Annotated in this window: 15 protein-coding genes and 1 tRNA gene; 5 read left to right on the top strand and 11 right to left on the bottom strand. The window is 47.4% G+C overall.

Going from position 1 to position 19,572, the window contains the following annotated elements; genetic code table 11:
* Nucleotides 1-212: 212 nt before the first annotated feature.
* The 3 genes from ACED36_RS14715 to ACED36_RS14725 form a co-directional block, all read right to left on the bottom strand.
* A complete protein-coding gene (locus ACED36_RS14715; RefSeq protein ID WP_016959207.1) occupies nucleotides 213-572 on the bottom strand; it encodes a hypothetical protein in 360 nt (119 codons plus the stop codon).
* Nucleotides 573-814: 242 nt separating this feature from the next.
* The gene (locus ACED36_RS14720; protein WP_371733482.1) at nucleotides 815-2,206 is read right to left on the bottom strand and encodes an aldehyde dehydrogenase family protein; all 1,392 of its coding nucleotides are present in this window, start codon (nucleotides 2,204-2,206) and stop codon (nucleotides 815-817) included.
* Nucleotides 2,207-2,225: 19 nt separating this feature from the next.
* Entirely contained in the window at nucleotides 2,226-3,863 is a 1,638-nt protein-coding gene (locus ACED36_RS14725) for an acetolactate synthase large subunit (RefSeq protein WP_016959205.1), read from the bottom strand.
* A 366-nt stretch (nucleotides 3,864-4,229) separates the two neighbouring features.
* On the opposite strand from ACED36_RS14725, the gene ACED36_RS14730 reads away from it, so the two are divergent.
* A tRNA-Ser gene (locus ACED36_RS14730) sits at nucleotides 4,230-4,320 on the top strand.
* A gap of 91 nt (nucleotides 4,321-4,411) precedes the next feature.
* Here the strand turns inward: ACED36_RS14730 and ACED36_RS14735 are convergent.
* Nucleotides 4,412-4,771 carry an antibiotic biosynthesis monooxygenase gene (locus ACED36_RS14735; RefSeq protein ID WP_016960855.1) on the bottom strand — a complete coding sequence of 120 codons (360 nt, stop codon included), beginning with the start codon at nucleotides 4,769-4,771 and terminating at the stop codon, nucleotides 4,412-4,414.
* 134 nt (nucleotides 4,772-4,905) lie between these two features.
* Between ACED36_RS14735 and ACED36_RS14740 the strand changes: the two genes are divergently transcribed.
* Entirely contained in the window at nucleotides 4,906-5,814 is a 909-nt protein-coding gene (locus tag ACED36_RS14740; RefSeq protein WP_016960854.1) for a LysR family transcriptional regulator, read from the top strand.
* 55 nt (nucleotides 5,815-5,869) lie between these two features.
* Here ACED36_RS14740 and ACED36_RS14745 read toward each other — a convergent pair whose 3' ends face one another.
* A complete protein-coding gene (locus ACED36_RS14745; protein WP_026024062.1) occupies nucleotides 5,870-6,589 on the bottom strand; it encodes a GntR family transcriptional regulator in 720 nt (239 codons plus the stop codon).
* 251 nt (nucleotides 6,590-6,840) lie between these two features.
* Here ACED36_RS14745 and mngA point away from each other — a divergent pair, with 251 nt between their 5' ends.
* Together mngA and mngB are read left to right on the top strand one after the other, a co-directional pair.
* Nucleotides 6,841-8,775, top strand: coding sequence for a PTS 2-O-a-mannosyl-D-glycerate transporter subunit IIABC (gene mngA / locus ACED36_RS14750; RefSeq protein ID WP_016960852.1), 1,935 nt, complete (start codon nucleotides 6,841-6,843; stop codon nucleotides 8,773-8,775).
* 250 nt (nucleotides 8,776-9,025) lie between these two features.
* Complete coding sequence (gene mngB / locus ACED36_RS14755; protein ID WP_017005914.1) at nucleotides 9,026-11,632, top strand: mannosylglycerate hydrolase; 2,607 nt, start codon at nucleotides 9,026-9,028, stop codon at nucleotides 11,630-11,632.
* Nucleotides 11,633-12,175: 543 nt separating this feature from the next.
* Here mngB and ACED36_RS14760 read toward each other — a convergent pair.
* The 6 genes from ACED36_RS14760 to ACED36_RS14785 all read right to left on the bottom strand — a co-directional run bounded on the left by ACED36_RS14760 (nucleotide 12,176) and on the right by ACED36_RS14785 (nucleotide 17,680).
* Nucleotides 12,176-12,535 (bottom strand): hypothetical protein, encoded by a 360-nt coding sequence (locus ACED36_RS14760; protein ID WP_016959732.1) that lies wholly within the window; start codon nucleotides 12,533-12,535, stop codon nucleotides 12,176-12,178.
* Between the two features lie 66 nt (nucleotides 12,536-12,601).
* Nucleotides 12,602-13,120: a YgjV family protein gene (locus ACED36_RS14765; protein WP_016959731.1), complete on the bottom strand. Its 519-nt coding sequence runs from the start codon at nucleotides 13,118-13,120 to the stop codon at nucleotides 12,602-12,604.
* Nucleotides 13,121-13,189: 69 nt separating this feature from the next.
* Nucleotides 13,190-13,816, bottom strand: a complete 627-nt coding sequence (locus tag ACED36_RS14770) for a bifunctional 4-hydroxy-2-oxoglutarate aldolase/2-dehydro-3-deoxy-phosphogluconate aldolase (RefSeq protein ID WP_016959730.1) — start codon at nucleotides 13,814-13,816, stop codon at nucleotides 13,190-13,192.
* A gap of 9 nt (nucleotides 13,817-13,825) precedes the next feature.
* Entirely contained in the window at nucleotides 13,826-14,788 is a 963-nt protein-coding gene (locus tag ACED36_RS14775) for a sugar kinase (protein WP_371733483.1), read from the bottom strand.
* Between the two features lie 3 nt (nucleotides 14,789-14,791).
* Nucleotides 14,792-16,204, bottom strand: coding sequence for a glucuronate isomerase (uxaC, locus tag ACED36_RS14780; RefSeq protein ID WP_371733484.1), 1,413 nt, complete (start codon nucleotides 16,202-16,204; stop codon nucleotides 14,792-14,794).
* A 12-nt stretch (nucleotides 16,205-16,216) separates the two neighbouring features.
* Entirely contained in the window at nucleotides 16,217-17,680 is a 1,464-nt protein-coding gene (locus tag ACED36_RS14785; RefSeq protein WP_371733485.1) for a fructuronate reductase, read from the bottom strand.
* Nucleotides 17,681-18,365: 685 nt separating this feature from the next.
* On the opposite strand from ACED36_RS14785, the gene uxuA reads away from it, so the two are divergent.
* Nucleotides 18,366-19,550, top strand: a complete 1,185-nt coding sequence (gene uxuA, locus ACED36_RS14790; protein WP_016958800.1) for a mannonate dehydratase — start codon at nucleotides 18,366-18,368, stop codon at nucleotides 19,548-19,550.
* The last annotated feature ends 22 nt before the right edge of the window (nucleotides 19,551-19,572 follow it).

The following is a 19,572-nucleotide window of genomic DNA, read 5'->3' on the forward strand; positions in this document are numbered from 1 at the left end:
CACTAACCAACACGTATATTTCCTACATTGAGCCAGCCGAACATCGCTGGCTCAAAATGCCCCTTCTTGAGCAACAAAGTCATCTACTTCGCTTTCCCTAACTGAACTTATCCGAGCCAAACGGTTTAGAGTATCTGTCCTAAATCGTTTCTGTCCAAAAATGAGTTATGCAATGAACTTGGTTGTATCTGAAATTCGGGTAAACAAGATTATCATGCGTTTTTCCCCAGCACAGTGACACCAATTCCTGCCAGTAATAGCACACAGCCAAGTAACTGCTGGGGAGTGGGGATGACTTTCTGAAAAAATAGCGTCAGAACAATGCCGAACAAAGTAGAAAAACCCGCCGCCATCAGCACCAGTGAAACATACGGGAATTTTTGTGCGCCGCTGCCGTAATAAACGGAAAAGCCGACACTGCCGATATACATAAATGGGATGGCGAGAAGACAAATCTTCGCTGCCGACATCAAAACGTTTGATGCATCAAGGTAGCGGACACTGATCATGTTAACCAGCTGGATACAAAGCGTTGCTACTGCGAGCGTGCCGCTAAGTTTAAGAATGTGCATGAAGTATTGCCTGTGCTTGTGTAAACGCAGACAGAAACGGTCTCCTGATGCACTGTCTGAAAGGTCAAGGTAAGTCATGTTACCTAAGAGGCGGCGATTCTATATGAATGGTTGATTTTTAGCCACATGAATCACACGAGAAAGTGCGGATAAGCGATGTAATCGATATCAAACAGAGGGTTTTAAAAAAGCACAAAGTCAGTGTCACTTTGTGCTTATTTGGTTTGAGTCTTGCTAAACGTCTAAAGACTCGGGCTCTTAAACACTAGCATCTTGTCTCGGGTCATTTCATGCATGGAGTATTGAATGCCACCTAAGCCGACACCCGATGAATCTCGGCCGCCGAAGGGCATCCAATCAACACGAAACGCCGTGTGGTCGTTGACCATGACAGCCGTCGCATTGAGCCTTTGCGTAATGTGAAGAGCATTCTCTAAATTGTTGGTGAACACGGCGGCTTGGAATGCAAAGGGCAGGGCGTTAGCGCGTCTTATCGCGTCTTCTTTCTCGCCGTAGGAATAGACGCAAATCACAGGGCCGAAGATTTCCATTTGAGAAACGCGCACGTTTTCAGGCGGGTTGAGCAGCACGGTTGGTGCATAGCAGGTGTCTGAGATGCGTTTGCCCCCGCTCAGAAGTTCCGCGCCCGCTTCAATCGCCTCCTGAACCCAATCGTCAACGCGATCGACTTCTCGAGGAAGGATCAACGGGCCAATTTCGGTATTGGGATTGAGTGGGTCGCCAACTTGCATGTTCTCGCCAGCTTCTGCAATCCTCACCGCCAGTTCACGACAAAATGATTGATGCGCGTAAACACGTTGGACGGAAACACACACTTGCCCAGCGTGATAAAACCCACCTTTAGCAAGGCTAGGAACCACTTCTTCTATATTGGCGCTGGTATCAACAATCACGGGAGCTGCACCGCCATGCTCAAGCGCACAGCGCGTGCCGGGAGCCAATTGCGATCGCAGCGCCCAGCCGACCTTCGATGAGCCAATGAAAGACAAAAAGTTGATGCGCGGATCAGTCACCAGCTGACTGGCCGCTTCGTTCTCACACACAATGGCCTGACACCAACCTTTGGGTAATCCCGCTTCGTGCAGTATCTCTACTAAACGAAGACAAGAAAGGGGCGTGGTGAGTGCCGGCTTGATAATGACCGGACAGCCCACCGCCAGTGCGGGGATCACCTGATGCACAATTAAATTGAGCGGATGATTAAAGGCACTGATAGAAGACACGACGCCGATCGGTTCGCGAATCGTAAAGGCGAGTCGATTCACCGATGCAGCCGTTTGGCCCATCGGGATTTGCTCGCCTTTAATCTGGGGAATATGTTCAACGGCCAGTTTCACGCCGTTGATAGCCCGTAACACTTCAACTTTTGAATCGGTGTAGGGTTTTCCACCTTCCTCTGCGGCAAGGCGAGTCAGCGCCTCCACCTGTGACGACATAATCTCGACCACACGCTCGAGGATCTCGATACGTTGATGAGGAGCAAGCCACGCTTGCCTGTCTTCAAACAGGCTATGTGCGGTGGCAATGGCGGTTTCAACGTCATTGGCGCTTTGTAGAGGAATGGAACGGATCAGCCCACCATCAAATGGGCGATAAACATTGAGTTCTGCCATGGAAATCCCGTCTCCGTATTTAACTGATCGAGCGACTTTCTTTGATCAACACATTCAATATCGAGTGGTTGAGCGAATAGTCGACCGGAAGATCAATCACATGAACGCCTTTCGAATTTAATGCCGTTTTGAGTATGGACTGAAACTCATCATGGCTATCTGGACGATGACCAATGGCACCAAAACTGTTGGCATATTTGACGAAATCAGGGTTACCAAAATCTAGCCCGTAGTTGTCAAAGTTCATGCCTTCTTGTTTCCATTTGATCATGCCGTAGGCGCTGTCATTCAAGATGATAACGACCATGTCCAACCCCATACGCACGGCGGTTTCGATCTCTTGCGAGTTCATCATGAAGCCGCCATCCCCGTTTACGGAGACCACTTTCTTGTCAGGATTAAGCTGTTTTGCCACCATCGCCGAAGGTAAGCCAGCCCCCATGGTTGCCAGTGCATTATCGAGCAGCAAAGTGTTATTGGAATGGCACAGATAGTTGCGCGCAAACCAGATTTTATAGACGCCGTTATCCAGCGTAACAATGTCTTCATCATCTAACTGATCACGGATAACTTTGACCAGTCTCTGCGGCAACATCGGGAAGCGGCGGTCTTCAAAGTACTTGGTAGTGCGTTCATCCACGTTTTGTTTTACGCGCCCGAAGAAGCTCATGTCTTGTTCGAGTTTGCCGACTTTCTCTGTCAGTCGATTCACAGAGGAACAGATGTCACCCACCACGTTGACTTGCGGGAAGTAGACTTCATCGGTACGTGCCGCAAAGAAATTCACATGAATGACTTTGGTGCCGCCTTTCTCCATAAAGAAAGGGGGTTTCTCAATCACGTCATGGCCAACGTTGATGATGAGGTCGGCTTTTTCGATGGCGCAGTGAAGAAAGTCATGGCTAGAAAGTGCGGCTGTGCCAATGAAGCGCTCATGACGCTCGTCGACAACACCTTTACCCATTTGGGTGTTGAAGAAGTAAATACCTGTGTCGTCGATGAATTTTTTCAGTGCCAAGCTAGAACGTTTGCGATTCGCACCTGCGCCGATCAGTAGCAAAGGCATTTTGGCTTTTTTGACCATTTCAGCGGCTTGATCAACACACTGATGATTCGCATCTGGGCGACGGTGATTGACCACATCAAAGATGGAAGCCCCCGAATCTTCATCGGCGATATCTTCTGGCAATTCTAGATAGCCTGCACCAGGGCGTTCTTCTGAACAAAGGCGAAAAGCCTCACGCACCATGGCAGGCACGTTGTTTCCATCGACAATCTGTTCGGAATATTTGGTGATGGGTTTCATGAGATTGACGACATCGACAATCTGAAAACGGCCTTGCTTACTTTTCCTGATGGGTTTCTGCCCACCAAGCATCACCATTGGCATCGCGCCCAATTGCGCATACGCAGCCGACGTTACGAAGTTGGTTGCACCAGGGCCGAGGGTAGAAAGACAGACGCCGGGTTTACCGGTTAAACGGCCATAGGTGGCAGCCATAAAGCCAGCAGCTTGCTCGTGCCGAGTTAGGACAAGTTTGATGTCGGAGGCTTTGAGTGAATTGAGGAAATCGAGGTTTTCTTCGCCGGGAATACCGTAGATATATTCCACACCTTCGTTTTCTAGCGCTTTAACAAACAGATCAGATGTTTTCATAAAAGGGTTCTCGTATCTCGTCTCGTTAGCATTGGAGCCAAGCACGCGTAACAAGGATGTCGGCAGATCCAAGAACAGCACTGCAAATAGCAGAAGCGAGAACCGTCGTCCCTCAGCAAATCAAATTGATTTACCTATCAATAGCGCAAGGCTTTTTTATCAGTGTAGTCACATAGTTGAGAAACTGATCAAGAAGCGGAGGGTAATGATTCGCACGAAGCGGTATTTGAGTGGCTAAATCACGAAGAACACCGCTAGATCACTGTGAAATAGATTGTTTTGTTCAAAAAAGCCGCACTTGAACGAGTTGGAGAAGAAAAGGGCTTTACAGAATTTCGTTTCGCCCTTAATATTCGCCCCGCTCACGGAGAGATGGCTGAGTGGTTTAAAGCACCGGTCTTGAAAACCGGCGAGGGTTTATAGCCCTCCTAGGGTTCAAATCCCTATTTCTCCGCCAAATTAGATTAAGCCCGCTCAGTGAGCGGGCTTTTTCGTATCTTAAACTCAGGTAAGTCGAAGTAGTCACATTCCATCATGCAGGTAACAGGCTACTTCACGTAGTGCTGCATACTCATGGTTGAAGTGTCAATTGCTTCCATGAAACCAGCAGCAGCTGGTGCACTCATGAAACTGTTCATGGATGCTTGTGCATCTTCTTCCGACTCCCAATGCACCACGACCAACCAATCGCCATTTTTTCCTTTTGCAGATTCGCGAGAAATAAAGCCCGGTTGCTTAGTCACGTGCTGCATTTCTACAGCTTTGTCGAGAGGAGCAAATATTTCGTAACTCACGTTGTCTTTCAGTTGGAACGTCGCGATTTCAATGACCGTTGCTGATGCAAAAGTGGGTGCCAATACCATGGTTGAAAACGCAAGCGCACGAATAAAGTTGTTTATCTGTACCATTATATTTTCCTTGTCATTTTTTGTTGTTCTGTTTTGGCAGTCTTCACCTGCCTGCTAATTGATAAATCTATTAAAAAACAATACGAAGATAAATAGGCTATATATTGATCAATTATCAACAGGATGTGGATAGTATGGATAAGCTAGAAACGATGAAAGCCTTTTTAGCGGTTGTGGAGGAAGGGTCGTTTGCCAAAGCTGCAAAAAAGCTCAACGTCTCTCCGCAGTTGGTGAGTAAATATATCTCCGCCCTTGAAGATAAATTGCATTCGCGATTACTTCAAAGAACGACTCGAAAAGTCAGCTTGACCGAAGCTGGAACCAAGTATTTTCTTCGATGCCAGCAGGTGATCCTTGATATTGATGAGATGGAGGGCGAGCTTGCTAACCTTCATCAGCATGTCTCAGGGACGTTGACGATCAGCGCACCGGCTTCTTTTGGAGTGAAGCATTTACCGAAGTTGCTCGTGGATTTTCAAAAAGCGTTTCCTGATGTGAAGATCAATCTCAAGCTTACAGATGTCAAGATTGATCTGGTCGAAGAGGGGATAGATATTGCCCTTAGAGCAGGCAAACTAAAAAGCTCATCATTGATCGCCAAGAAAATCGCGCCCATCAAAATGGTGATCTTTGCCTCTCCTGAGTATCTCGAAATAAATGGGACGCCAAAAACGCCTCAGGAACTGCATGATCACACTTACTTGAGTTACAGCTATTCAGCAGAATCAATGCTGTTCTCGCAGTTCGGTGAGGGCGTGAAAGAACTCAAACTCAACGAGAAATTGACCGTTAATAATGGAGATGCGTTGGTGAATGCGGCTATTCACGGCGGAGGGATCGCCATTCAGCCCATATTTATCGCAGGAGAGGCGCTGGCCAATGGACAGTTACTTCCCATTCTTCAAGGCTTCGAGCCTGAACCTTTGGGCTTATACCTTGTTTATGCCAATCGGCAGTTTCTTCCAAGAAAAGTGCGCGTGTTTATCGACTTTTCGAGTGATTACTACGGAGACACGCCCTATTGGGATGCTTCTTATCAATAGGGAGTATTTGCATGGTGTAACTGATGAAGCTCTGTGTGGGTTAACTGGAAAGCCGTTAAGCGCGGTTTCGTTGTGCCACTAAGGTGAACTTGTAATCACTCGATTTGAAGTAGTTACGGCTGTATTCAAATACCGTTCCGTCGATCAGGTAGCCACGGGTTCGTTTTTCAATGATAGGTTGAGCCGAGTCTATCCCAAGTAAGTCTGCTATTTTCTTTGGGGGTAAAACAGGGATAATTTCTTGTTCGCTTCGGTCAATCACCATCTTTTTCTGCTGCTCAATGAACTGATACTTAGAACCTTGCATCACCTGATAAGTGAGATCGGGGAACATGGCAGTGGGTAGCCAAGTTTCTTCTACGGTGATTGGATTGTTATCTAAATAGCGAACACGTTGAACGTAAAATACCTGTGAACCCTCAGGGATATCGAGGTTTTCTGCCATCGCTAAAGAGGCATTGCATACTTCAAATGCCAACACATCGCTGTGGGTAACACCGCCTAGGTGCGCCCATTTTTCAGCAAAGCTACTCTGCTGGTAAATGTCATAGTTAACCTTGTTCCCTTTAACATAGGTACCGCTGCCTCTGACACTTTCAAGCTCGCCGTTTTCGACCAGCAGTTTTAAGGCTTGTCTAACGGTCACTCTGCTCACTGAAAAGGCTTCACGTAACTGGGCTTCTGTAGGCAGTGCCTCTCCGATCTTATAGTCACCAAGGCGTATCTTTTCGCGGATAGCGTCCGCGATTTTGCGATACATAGGAAGTCTTGCCATTTGTTGCCTCTCTATCCACCAAACGCAGTGAAAGTTAAGTCGTCAGTAGGGTATCGTGAACCTACAACAATAATACGAACTTCGCGTTTGAAGACAAGTGATTGTTTGCATTAAGTATTGAAAATAATAATACAACTATAATACATATATTATCCGAAGTGAGATGTTTATCGTGTTTTTATGTATTGATAATGTATTATTATTCTGTTCGTTAAAACACCAATGACGAACGTGACAATGGAATGAAAATTATGAAATTGACATCTCTTACCAATGCGTCACTCATTAACTTACAAACGACCTATAAAAGTCGTGATGACGCGATCCGAGCCCTTGCAGATCAGCTTGAGCAGCAAGGGAAGCTGCACAACAAAGACGAATACCTGAAAGCCGTTTTTCTCCGTGAAGAAGAAGGCCCCACTGCGCTAGGTGAAGGGTTGGCTGTGCCTCACGGCAAAACGGATGCAGTGAAGGAAGCCGCGTTTGCGGTGGCAACCCTGAAAGATGATCTTAAGTGGCAAGGGCTGGATGGCGATGAAGACGTCAACCTGATTTTCTTGTTGGCAATACCTAACGCCGAAGCGGGCTCAACACACATGCAAGTGTTGACGCAACTGACCACCGCGCTGGTTGATGATGATGTCCGTGAAGCTGTTTTAAAGGCGACAACAGTAGAGCAACTTTTTGCCTTGCTTGACGCTGACGAACAGCAAGAAGAAAAAGAAGACATTTTAGATACAACTTTACCCACTATTGTCTGTGTCACTGCTTGTCCTGCGGGTATCGCCCATACCTATATGGCTGCGGAATACCTCGAAAAAGCGGGTAAGAAGCTGGGCATCAACGTGCATGTTGAAAAGCAGGGCGCAAATGGCATTGAAGATCGTTTAACTGCCGATCAGCTCAACAATGCGGTTGCTTGTGTGTTTGCCGCTGAAGTCGCGATCAAAGATCTAGAGCGTTTTAAAGGCATCCCCCGTATTGAAACCCCCGTTGCCGAGCCGATTAAGTACGCTGAACGCATTCTTAACGAAGCAATTGAAGCCAGTAAGAACAGCAAGGGTGGCGAGCGAGAATTGATCACCGAAGACAAACCTAAAAAAGTACCGCTAAAAACGGAGCTAAAGCAGGCGTTATTGTCAGGTATTTCATTCTCTGTGCCATTAATCGTGGCAGGGGGAACCGTATTAGCCATCGCGGTATTGGTGGCTCAGATCTTCGATTTACAAGATCTCTATGGCACTGAAGGTTCATGGCTTTGGATGTATCGCAAACTGGGTGGTGGACTGCTAGGCACACTGATGGTGCCTGTGTTAGCGGCTTACACCGCATATTCACTGGCAGACAAGCCAGCGCTTGGTCCTGGTTTCGCAGCAGGCTTAGCGGCAAACCTGATTGGGTCAGGGTTTCTCGGTGGCGTTGTGGGTGGCCTCATTGCCGGTTACTTCATGCGTTGGGTGAAAAACAACATTCGTCTTTCTCCTACGTTCAATGGTTTTTTGACCTTCTACCTGTATCCAGTGCTTGGCACCTTGGTTGTCGGTTCGTTGATGCTGTTTGTCATTGGTAAGCCTGTTGCTTGGCTAAACCAAGGTCTGACGGATTGGCTTAACGGTTTGTCTGGCACCAATGCCTTGTTGTTGGGTGCGGTGATTGGTCTGTTCGTGTCATTTGACTTGGGTGGGCCTGTAAACAAAGCGGCTTATGCATTCTGTCTAGGCGCAATGGCAAACGGGGTTTATGGCCCTTACGCAATCTTCGGCTCCGTGAAAATGGTCTCGGCCTTTACTGTCACCGCTTCGACGATGATCGCGCCGCGCTTGTTCAAAGAGTTTGAGATTGAAGTCGGTAAATCGACGTGGCTTTTGGGCTTAGCAGGCATCACTGAAGGGGCAATCCCCATGGCAATTGAAGACCCTATCCGCGTGATTGGCTCCTTCTTGTTGGGCTCGGTTGTCACTGGTGCCATGGTAGGCGCGGCGGGTATCGGACTCTCTACGCCGGGTGCAGGTATATTCTCAATCTTCTTGCTACATGAAACCGGTATTGGCGCTTACATGGCGGCTGCGATTTGGTTTGGCGCTGCCATCATCGGTGCGGCCATTTCAACCGCGACGTTAATTGCATGGCGAGCCCATGCAATTAAGAAAGGTAAATACGTGTTGACCGAAACGGTAGCGAGCTAACACAACAGACGACAAAAATCGTTGCTTGAACAAGAACGAAACAGAAAAAGGTGGATACCTTGTTGGGTGTCCACCCACTAAAAATACGAAGAAAAACAAAAAATAAACAGACAGATAAGAAAACCAGATTTAAGGCTTTGCGCGCACCGATTTGCCGCGAACAACACTATTCCAAGTTAACTATAGGCCATTGGCCAAAGACGGTAATAAGACGATGACTACGACATCCCGCGTTCACATAACACCTCACATGCACTGGGATCGTGAATGGTATTTCACGACTGAAGAATCTCGCATTCTGCTTGTTAACAACATGGAAGAAATCATGACGCGTCTGGAGAACGATCCAGACTACAAATACTATGTCCTTGATGGTCAGACCGCCGTTATTGAAGACTACTTTGCGATAAAACCTGAAAACAAAGAACGTATAAAAGCCCTAGTTGAAGTGGGTAAGCTGATTATTGGCCCTTGGTATTCGCAAACCGATACCATGCAAGTGTCGGGTGAATCCATCGTTCGTAACATGCTTTATGGCATGCGTGATTGCCTTGCATTAGGTCAACCCATGAAAATTGGCTACTTACCAGATTCGTTCTCTATGAGCTCGCAGCTGCCGATGATTTACAACGGTTTTGGGATTGACCGTGCCATGTTCTGGCGCGGATGCTCTGAGCGTCACGGCACTAACAAAACAGAATTCCTATGGCAATCAAACGACGGCAGTGAAGTGACGGCTCAGGTGTTACCGCTCGGATATGCCATTGGTAAATACCTGCCAAGCGACGAAGAAGGTCTGCGAGCGCGTTTAGACAAATACTTCCCTGTGTTAGAAAAGCCGTCAGTCACTAAAGACATTCTGTTGCCAAATGGTCACGACCAAATGCCGATTCAAAACGATATCTTTGAGGTGATGGATAAGCTTCGTGAAATCTACCCCGATCGCGAGTTTCTGATGAGTAGCTTTGAAGATGTGTTTGCGCGAATTGAAGATAAACGCAGTGAACTGGATACCATTAAAGGCGAGTTCAACGATGGTAAATACATGCGCGTTCACCGCACGATTTCGTCAACACGTATGGACATCAAACTGATTCACGCAGAAGTGGAAAACAAGATCGTCAATATTCTTGAGCCACTGGCAGCGATTGCTTGGACTCTAGGTTTTGAATACCACCACGGCTTGATTGAGAAAATGTGGAAAGAGAGCATGAAAAACCATGCCCATGACTCGATCGGTTGCTGCTGTTCAGACAAAGTACACGCTGAAATTCTGAACCGATACATTCTTGCTGACGACATGGCAAGCAACCTGATCACTTTCTACAAGCGCAAAATCGTAGACCACATGCCAGCACGCGAAGGCTGTGACAAATTGGCGTTGTTCAACTTGTCTCCGTATGAGCGTAACGAGGTGGTGAACACCACGATAACGATTCGTTCGCAGTCGTTCAGTTTGTTTGATGAGCATGGCAACCCTGTGGAGTATTTCATCCAAGATCAGCGTGAAATTGACCCGGGTAAGATCGATCGCCAAATTGTTCACTACGGCAACTATGACCCGTTTGTTGAGTATGACATTCAGATAAAACACCCTGTGCCAGCCATGGGTTTCACCACCTTGCACGTTCAAGCTGAACAATCAGGTCAATACAAAGCGGTTGAGAAACAGGGCGATGTATTAGAGAACGACTTTTATCGTGTTGCGGTGAACAACAACGGTACGCTCAGCATTTTTGATAAAGAAACGGCAATGACGTATGACCAAGTCCTGCGTATTGAAGATGGTTCAGATGACGGCGATGAGTACGACTATTCACCGTCACGTAATGAATGGTTGTTGTACTCAGATGAATTTGACGCCGAGACCAGGATTAAGCACGAAGGCTTTCAATCTGTCGCACTGATCAATCTACGCATGCAAGTGCCGGAAAACCTTTCACAACGCGAAGAACGCACGGGTCAGGACGGTTACATCAATGTGAGTTGCCAAGTTGTTCTTAAGCAAGGTTCGCGTCGTATTGAAGTGCGTATGGAACTGGATAACCAAGCCGACGATCACCGTGTGCGTGTGTTGATCCCAACGCCGTTTGTTTCTGACACCGTGGTTGCGGATAACCAATTTGGTTTGATTACGCGCCCAACCAACGACCCAGAAATGGCGAATTGGGAAGCAGACGGATGGAAAGAAGCACCAGTACCTGTTTACCAGTTAATGAACGTCGCTGCGTTAGAAAACGACAAAGGCGGCATGGCCGTGATGACCAACGGTCTGCGTGAATTTGAAGTCATTTCAAGCAAAGGTAACGACGAGCGAGACACCTTTGCTTTGACCTTGTTGCGTGGTGTCGGCGTATTAGGAAAAGAAAACCTCGTGCTTCGTCCAGGTCGTCCTTCTGGCATTAAAATTCCAACACCAGACTCGCAAGTGCGCGGTAAGTTAGTGTGCGAATTCAGCTTGTTCGGGTTTGTCGGTAATCATATTGATGCAAATATCATGGCTGAAGCTCGCGATAACGTGACGCGCATTGAGTGCTATAACAAGATCCCTTACAACGCCATGAAGCTGAACGTGGGCGAGCAGAACTTGCCACTGTCATACAGCCTTTTGAGCAAAGCGAAAACAGGTGCGGTATTGAGCGTGCTGAAGAAGGCAGAAGACGACAATGCGCTGATCCTGCGGGTCTACAATCCTGCCGAATCGGAAGGTGTTGAAGATAAAGTGGTGTTCAACCGTTATGTTAGCGCGTGGAATGAAGCCAGCATGGACGAGCACGAACTGCCGACCCAAGTTGATCTTTGCTCGTTTGGTCTTTTGAAACCGTGTCAGGCGAAAAGCTTCAAAATAGCGCTGTAACTTTGAATTTGGCTTACATTCGCCAGTAAGTCACGCCAACAAGTCAATTCAATAAGTTACAGTCATCATGCCCGCCTCGTTGCGGGCATTTTTCTGTGTGTTACACCAACTGGAATAAGTGCTCAGCCTTTCTTGCTGGTTACAATCGGCCATAGCTACGTCAGGGATTTTATAAGTAGAATCACTGGTTACTGCAATCTCTTCCTTGCTCTTGACGATTTTTTCTGCGCAAATTGATGACCGCTTACTTAATACTTAATCCGATCGGTGTTAATCAAAGCAATACCAGCTGAATTCCCGTTTGCCCAATGCATGGAGAACTGTCTCAGTGAGCGGGCTTTTTCGTTTCTGGAATAAGCATTTGGAAATAGGGATGCAGAATCCTTGGTATGGGGGGGACGCCTAGTCTTCAGCCGAGCGAAGCGACCGAGTAAATCCCGCTATATCACGATCTGGCTCCACCAAATTAGAAAAGGCCGCTGTTCTTGCGAAAGATACAGCGGCCTTTTTGCATTCTAGCTATGGTGAAGCTAACTCACTTCCTTACTGACCCATCGTTCGCATGGGTACAAAAAAGAGCTTATCTGCCGACATTTTTAAGTCATCTACGCGTTTTATGTGCGTAACAGCCCAAAGCAAACAGCCTTGAGGCAAGTTAAGTAGCGCACGGGTTTGCGTGAATAGAATGCCGTCATCAAAAGCAGGCGTAATATTGGTTGCTTGTCCTTGCCACGCAGTGATTACTGTCTCCATGTCGACGCCGGGCACGTCCAAAGAAAGCAGTTCTGGTTCGACGTCTTTAATGACTTCCAAACAGATTTTGCAACCATCTTCCTGTTGCTCTACCCAAAACTTGTGAGGGATTGATTGGTCATTCCAACTCAATGGTTTGATTTGTTCCATTTGTTGCTCCTAAACAGACGGCGATCCAGCGCAGCCTGATGATTGAGGGAAAGTGATGACGCGTGATTAGGAAACTTGGCTGGGGCTTTGAGTCGCTTGTTGCGACGAATACAACCGATAAATCGTCAAGATATTGGTGATGATAAAGGCGGATTCGACAATGGTTCCACCAATGGAACCTAGCCACAGGTTATGTGCTAGCCAACATGAAGAGTTGAACAAGATGAGTGAGCGCAACACGATGCCATTCAAGGTGAACAGCGCCCACGTCGCCACGGTTGAACCAACCACTGCCATCAATTCAAAAAAGTGGGAAATATTGCTGACGGTCATCGCCCACATCAAAGCAATGAAAAACCACATGACAATGCGAGAGCGGGTTTTGGCGGAAGCAAAGCTGCGTACTCCGTTAATGGCGACACCCGTTGCCGCGACTGCTGCGCCCATGAGCGCAAAGTGAACGCTCATGACGAAGCAAAATGCCATCATCTGATAGCGAAAGCGTAAGTCGTCTTTTTGCCAAAATGCAGAAATACCCACCAGACAGGCGACGCCACCAACCAACTGCGTGAACCACATTTCCATGTTGTTTCTCCATTTTTCTGCAAAAAAAACGGCCCTGACATTTAGGGCCGTTTAATGCGCCGAATAGGTTCAGTTCACCAATGCCGCTGCTTCACGGGTTAGGCGAGCCAGCTCATCCCAGTTGCCTTCTTCGATCAGCTTTTTATCAACCATCCACGTACCGCCACAGGCCACGACGCGCGGAATAGCGAGGTAGTCATTCACGTTGGCTGGGTTAATGCCGCCGGTAGGCATCAGTTCTACGTTGGTGTAAGGCGCAAGCAGCGATTTCACCATGTTGATACCGCCTGAAGCTTCCGCTGGGAAGAACTTAAGTAAAGTGAGGCCCATTTCTAATGCCGCTTCCACAGTGCTCGGGTTGTTCACGCCAGGGACGATATCGATGCCGATTTCTTGGCAAGCTCTAACGGTGTTTGGGTTGAAGCCAGGGGACACAATGAAGGTGGCTCCCGCTTCTTTTGCCGCGATGGCTTGTTCACGATTCAGCACAGTACCTGCACCAATCAGCATGTCTGGTTGTGAAGCGCGAAGCAGACGAATCGCTTCGACAGCGGCGTCTGAACGGAAGGTGATTTCAGCAGCAGGCAAGCCATTTTCTGCTAACACTTTGCCCAAAGGAATAATGTCTTCAGCGTTGTCGATAGCGATAACAGGGATAACTTTCAGGGCTTTTAGTTGTTCTTTAATGCTAGGCATTGGTAATCCTTAAATGGGCTTGATAGCTAATTGAGTGAGTTCTTTCGCGATGATGGCGCCACGATGTTGAATGACGACACCCGCCATGGCGTTGCCGCGCTGGCACGCCGAAATAAGGTCGGTGTCTGCTAGGTAGGCAGACAGAAATCCACCATTGAATGAGTCGCCTGCAGAAGTTGTATCAACAACTTCTGCGACGGGATGAGTTGGTACGGCTCGTGGAGCCGAAGCCGTACCGGAATCTTGAATTAGGCATCCCTCTGCACCCAACTTGACGATGCATTTGCTGACGCCAAGCGCTGTAAGACGCTCGATGGTTTGTTCTGGCGATACATCTCCCCAAAGGAGCTGTTCATCATCAAACGTCACTAGGGCAACATCGGTTGATGCGTACATCGATTGATAGTTGTTTTTGACGGTATGGTTTTCGTCTTGTGGCCATAACGCAGGGCGGAAGTTGCTATCGAAAGCAATCTCGACACCTTGGGCCTTGAGTTCACCCAACAAATGCAGCAATGCAACGCGATCTTCATTAGGTAAAATTGCCAGCGTAATGCCACTTAAAAACACCATATCAACGTCGACCAGCGCGCGCTTTATCGCGTCAAACGATGGGTGTTGAAGTAGGTAACGCGCGGCAGATTGATTTCGCCAGTACAAGAACGTGCGCTCACCTTGGTCGTCCAGTTGGATCAGGTAAAGGCCGGGCGTACGCGTGTTGTCTTGAAGCACCAATTCAGTAGAGATACCTTCTTGTTGCCAGCGTGTCAGCATGCCTTGGCTGATGGGATCTGTGCCTAACGCCGTGACATAAGAGACTTTAATGTCATCTGGATTTGCATTGGCTTCGCTACCTCGGCGTAAATACACGGCCGCATTAAGCGTGTCGCCGCCGAAGGTTTGATGCATTGAACCGAACGGTTTTCCGTTCAGTTCAATCATACATTCACCAATAATGGCGATGTGTTTCATTGGTTAAGCCCTCTCTTCGAAGTAGCGCTTTGCATTACCAAAACAGATGTTTTCAATCATAGGGCCGAGCAATGACATGTCTTTTGGCGCTTCGCCGTTTTCGACCCAACGACCGACCATGTCGCACAAAATACGACGGAAGTACTCGTGGCGTGTGTATGACAAGAAACTGCGTGAGTCTGTCAGCATGCCAACAAACTGGCTTAGAAGGCCAAGAGAAGACAGCTGCTCCATTTGACGTTGCATACCGTCTTTCTGGTCGTTGAACCACCAACCGGAACCAAATTGCACCTTGCCAGCGATACCGCCACCTTGGAAGTTACCAATCATGGTCGCCATCATTTCGTTGTCACGAGGATTAAGGCAGTAAAGAATCGTACGTGGCAACTCGTTGGTTTTATCCATGTCGTCCAGCAGGTGTGCCAACTCAAACGCGAAGGTTTTATCGCCAATGGAGTCAAAGCCCGCATCTGCACCTAAACGCTGGAACATGCGCGTGTTGTTGTTGCGTTGTGCGCCGATATGAAGCTGCATCACCCAGCCCATTTTCGCGTAACGCTTGCCCAGCCATACTTGAACAGCGGTCGAAAACTGTGCGCATTCTTGTTCTGTTAGCACTTCACCGGCAAGACGACGTGTCAGAAGGGTATTTAAATCAGCTTCGCTCGGGATTGGCGCGTAGCGAACCACTTCGATCCCGTGATCTGCTGCGCGACAACCGTGTGCGTCAAAGTGAGCCAAGCGCTTAGCTAAGGCAGTCAGTAGATCGTCGAAACAACGAATGTTTACATCAGCGACTTCGCCCAGTTTTTGCAGGTAATCAGCAAACGCATCCAGTTCTATTTTGAATGCTTTATCTGGACGCCAGCTTGGTAACACTTGAACATCAAACGTGGTGTCGGCTGAAATTGTTTTGTGATGTTCTAAGGAATCAATAGGGTCGTCGGTTGTGCCCGCCATCACCACATTCATCTGCTTCATGATGCCGCGAGCAGAGAATTCAGGCGTTGCTAACAGCTCATTGCAGTGATGCCATATTTGGTCAGCCGTGTTTGGGTCAAATAGCGTGCTTGTGATGCCAAACGGACGGCGAAGTTCGAGATGAGTCCAGTGGTATAGGGGATTACCGACGGTCTGAGGAACAGTTTTTGCCCATGCCATAAATTTGTCTTTGTCGCTGGCATCACCAGTGATTAAGCGCTCATCAATCCCCGCCGAGCGCATACCACGCCACTTATAATGATCACCTTCAAGCCAAATTTTACTGATGTTTTCGAATTGGCGGTCTTTTGCAACTTCCGCCGGATTGAGATGGCAGTGAAAGTCATAAATTGGCTGATGGCTGGCGTGTTCGTGGTAAAGACGACGGGCGGTTTCGTTTGAAAGTAGGAAGTCATCACACAGGAAATTCTTCATAGCAAATGTCTCTTACAATGCTGCAACGGTAGCGCGAGCGCCATGATCAATCAGAGATTGATAAGCGGTGCTGACTGCGTCAACCACATATGGATTCTCGCCCAGTTCGGCAGGGAAGATCGCTTCGATGTTAAGCAAAGCGGGCACGACAGAAGGACTTTGACCGTGTTGGTCACAAATAGCGCGCAAGGTTTCAGCCATTGGGTCACGAACATCGATTTCGTTGCCTTGTTCATCCACGCCAGACACATAGCGCATCCAGCCGGCAATGGCCGTTGCTAGCCAAGAGAATGAAGAGCCTTGTGAAAGGTGGAACTGCAAGCTTCCCGCCATACGTTGAGGGATCTTCTGGCTACCATCCATCGCGATTTGCCACGTTTTGTGTTTCAAGCTTGGGTTGGTGAAACGGTTGATAAGTAGCGTGGCGTAGCCCTCTAAATCAGTGTCTTCCGGCATAGTCAGAGACGGTGCTTGAGCCTGCATCATCATGTTGAATGCTGCTTTTCGATAACCCTCGTCGGTCATGGTGTCAGAGATATGTGCATAACCACCGAGGTAACCCAAATAGGCTAAGAAAGAGTGGCTGCCATTGAGCATGCGCAGCTTCATTTCTTCATAAGGCACCACGTCTGCCACGAACTGAGCGCCAGCCATATTCCAATTTGGTCGACCTGCAACAAAGTTGTCTTCAATGACCCATTGACGGAACGGTTCACAGGCAATGGCACAAGGGTCTTCACATCCAAGTAGTTCAGAGATTTCAGCCAGCGTTTCTTCAGTCGCGGCGGGAACGATGCGGTCAACCATGGTGCATGGGAACGTTACGTGAGTTTCAATCCAAGCCGCGAGCTCTGGGTCAAGCAATTGAGCGAACTCAAGAATGGCAGCCTTTGCAACATGCCCGTTCTCTTGCACGTTATCGCAAGACATAACAGTGAATGGAGACAAGCCACGCTCACGACGCAGTATTAGCGCTTGAACGATGTAACCCAGTGCTGATTTTGGCTCAGTAGGGTTTGCAAGGTCAGCAACGACCAGTGGGTTGTTCTTGTCGAGTCTCCCTGTCGCAGGGTCCGCGCAGTAGCCTTTCTCTGTGATGGTCATGGAGACGATAGCGACTTGAGGCTCGGCCATCTTATCTAAAACCGCTTGAATACCATCGAGGCTAGGGTGCAGTGATTCCGTCACTGAACCAATTAATTTCACCGTTGTTGATTCAGCGCCTTTTTCCGCCACGGTATATAGGTGGTCTTGTGCGCGAAGCGATTGGATTAAGTCTTCACCGCCAAACAAATTGATTTCACAAATGCCCCAGTCACAACCTGTTCTGTTTAGCATCTCGTTGGTGATGAGCGCTTGGTGTGCGCGATGGAAGGCGCCAAAGCCGAGGTGAACAATACGGCTCTTCAGTACAGATCGGTCGTAGTCGGGGAGCTGCACAAAGTCTTTGAGCATTGAGTTATAAACGGTTTTCATGATGGTGTCCTATATAACCGATCGGAGGATTGTTATTGATTCTGCGACGCCATGTTGATGTGGTTGCTCTATTGGTAAACCAATGGAAGGGAGCGAGGCACATCAGTGTGGCAGCGTGCTTTCGATTGAATCGCAGTATAAAACAGGGGGTTGTGACTGATAGTGAGAATGATCACAATTGTATTGGTTGACCAATAATCCACGAATAACTGTGATTTTGGTCAATCAATTTGGGTTGGTTGGCAATTTGAGTGGTTAACAACTGGGAGTTCGTGTTCGTTGTTGATTCACCCTGAACTGAGAAAACAAGACAAGCAATGTGAAAAACTTGTTATTTAAAAGCTATTTACCGTTAATTATCTGATTCGTAGAAGGTTGAGACTGACTGTTGCAATAAAGTCTACTGCCGCTAAGAACCTAGAGTTCTCATCCATTCACTCGCCATTTTCCCTACTTCAAATACCTTCACTTTCACGTCGATGTAATTGAAAAACCTCTCTTAATCTCAGATATTCATCACAAAATGAATGTTGGCAGACCAAAATTAAATTTTATTGTAGGTTTGGTCAACCAATTGATCATTCACAATTGCCTCGAGTCGATTGATTGATTAAAAACATTCCCATGTTGTCGATTTCAACAAACAAACGCTCCTAAAACGAAAAATAAAGAAATAGAGGATTTTATGGAACAAACGTGGCGATGGTATGGGGACTCCGACCCAGTAGGCTTATCTGATATCAAACAAGCGGGCGCGACGGGCATTGTTACGGCGCTTCATCATATCCCTAACGGTCAGGTCTGGCCGGTGGCGGAAATATTGAAACGCAAAGAAACCATCGAAAACATGGGCATGACTTGGTCTGTTGTTGAAAGCATCCCGGTGCATGAAGAAATTAAAACCCGCTCTGGTAACTACAACGAATGGATTGAGAATTACAAGCAAAGCATTATTAATCTAGTGGAATGTGGCATTGACACTGTGTGCTACAACTTCATGCCCGTACTAGATTGGACACGAACTGATCTTGAGTTCGAGATGAGTGACGGCTCTAAAGCGCTGCGTTTTGATTCTATAGCTTTTGCGGCGTTTGAGATTTTTATATTAAAACGCCCAGGCGCTGAAAAAGAATATAGCGAAGAAGAAATTTCCCAAGCGAGTGATTATTTCAATGCAATGTCAGAAGCTGACTTGAAAAAGCTTACTTCTAATATTATCGCTGGATTACCCGGAGCAGAAGAAGGTTATACGTTAGAAGATTTTCAATCTCAGCTCGATCGCTACAACGATATTACCAAAGATATTTTGCGTGAAAATATGGCGTATTTCTTACGAGAGCTAGTGCCTGTTTGTGAGCAATATGGATTGAAACTCGCTGTTCACCCCGATGATCCACCGCGCCCAATTCTTGGTCTCCCTCGAATTGTCTCAACCATTGAAGACATTGATTGGCTGACTAATGCTGTGCCAAGCATGATTAACGGCATCACCATGTGCACGGGCTCTTATGGTGTCCGCGGGGACAACGATCTCGTGAATATGATTAATAAACATGGTGATCGTATTTACTTCACTCACTTGCGTTCAACGCAACGTGAAGAAAACCAATCAAGTTTTCACGAAGCGGCTCACTTAGAAGGTGATGTCGATATGTATGAGGTTGTTAAAGCTCTAATTACTCAAGAAGAGAAACGTATTGCAAAAGGCGATATGCGTTCAATACCTATGAGACCGGATCATGGACATCAAATGATTGATGACCTAAAGAAAAAAACTAACCCAGGTTATTCCTGCATAGGTCGACTAAAAGGACTCGCAGAAGTCCGCGGCTTAGAGTTAGGAATAAAACGAGCCATTTTCAATAAATAATTTTAATTAATATGAGTTTTTG

Source organism: Enterovibrio sp. FF113 (assembly GCF_041439165.1).
In the GTDB taxonomy this organism is placed as follows: domain Bacteria; phylum Pseudomonadota; class Gammaproteobacteria; order Enterobacterales; family Vibrionaceae; genus Enterovibrio; species Enterovibrio norvegicus_A.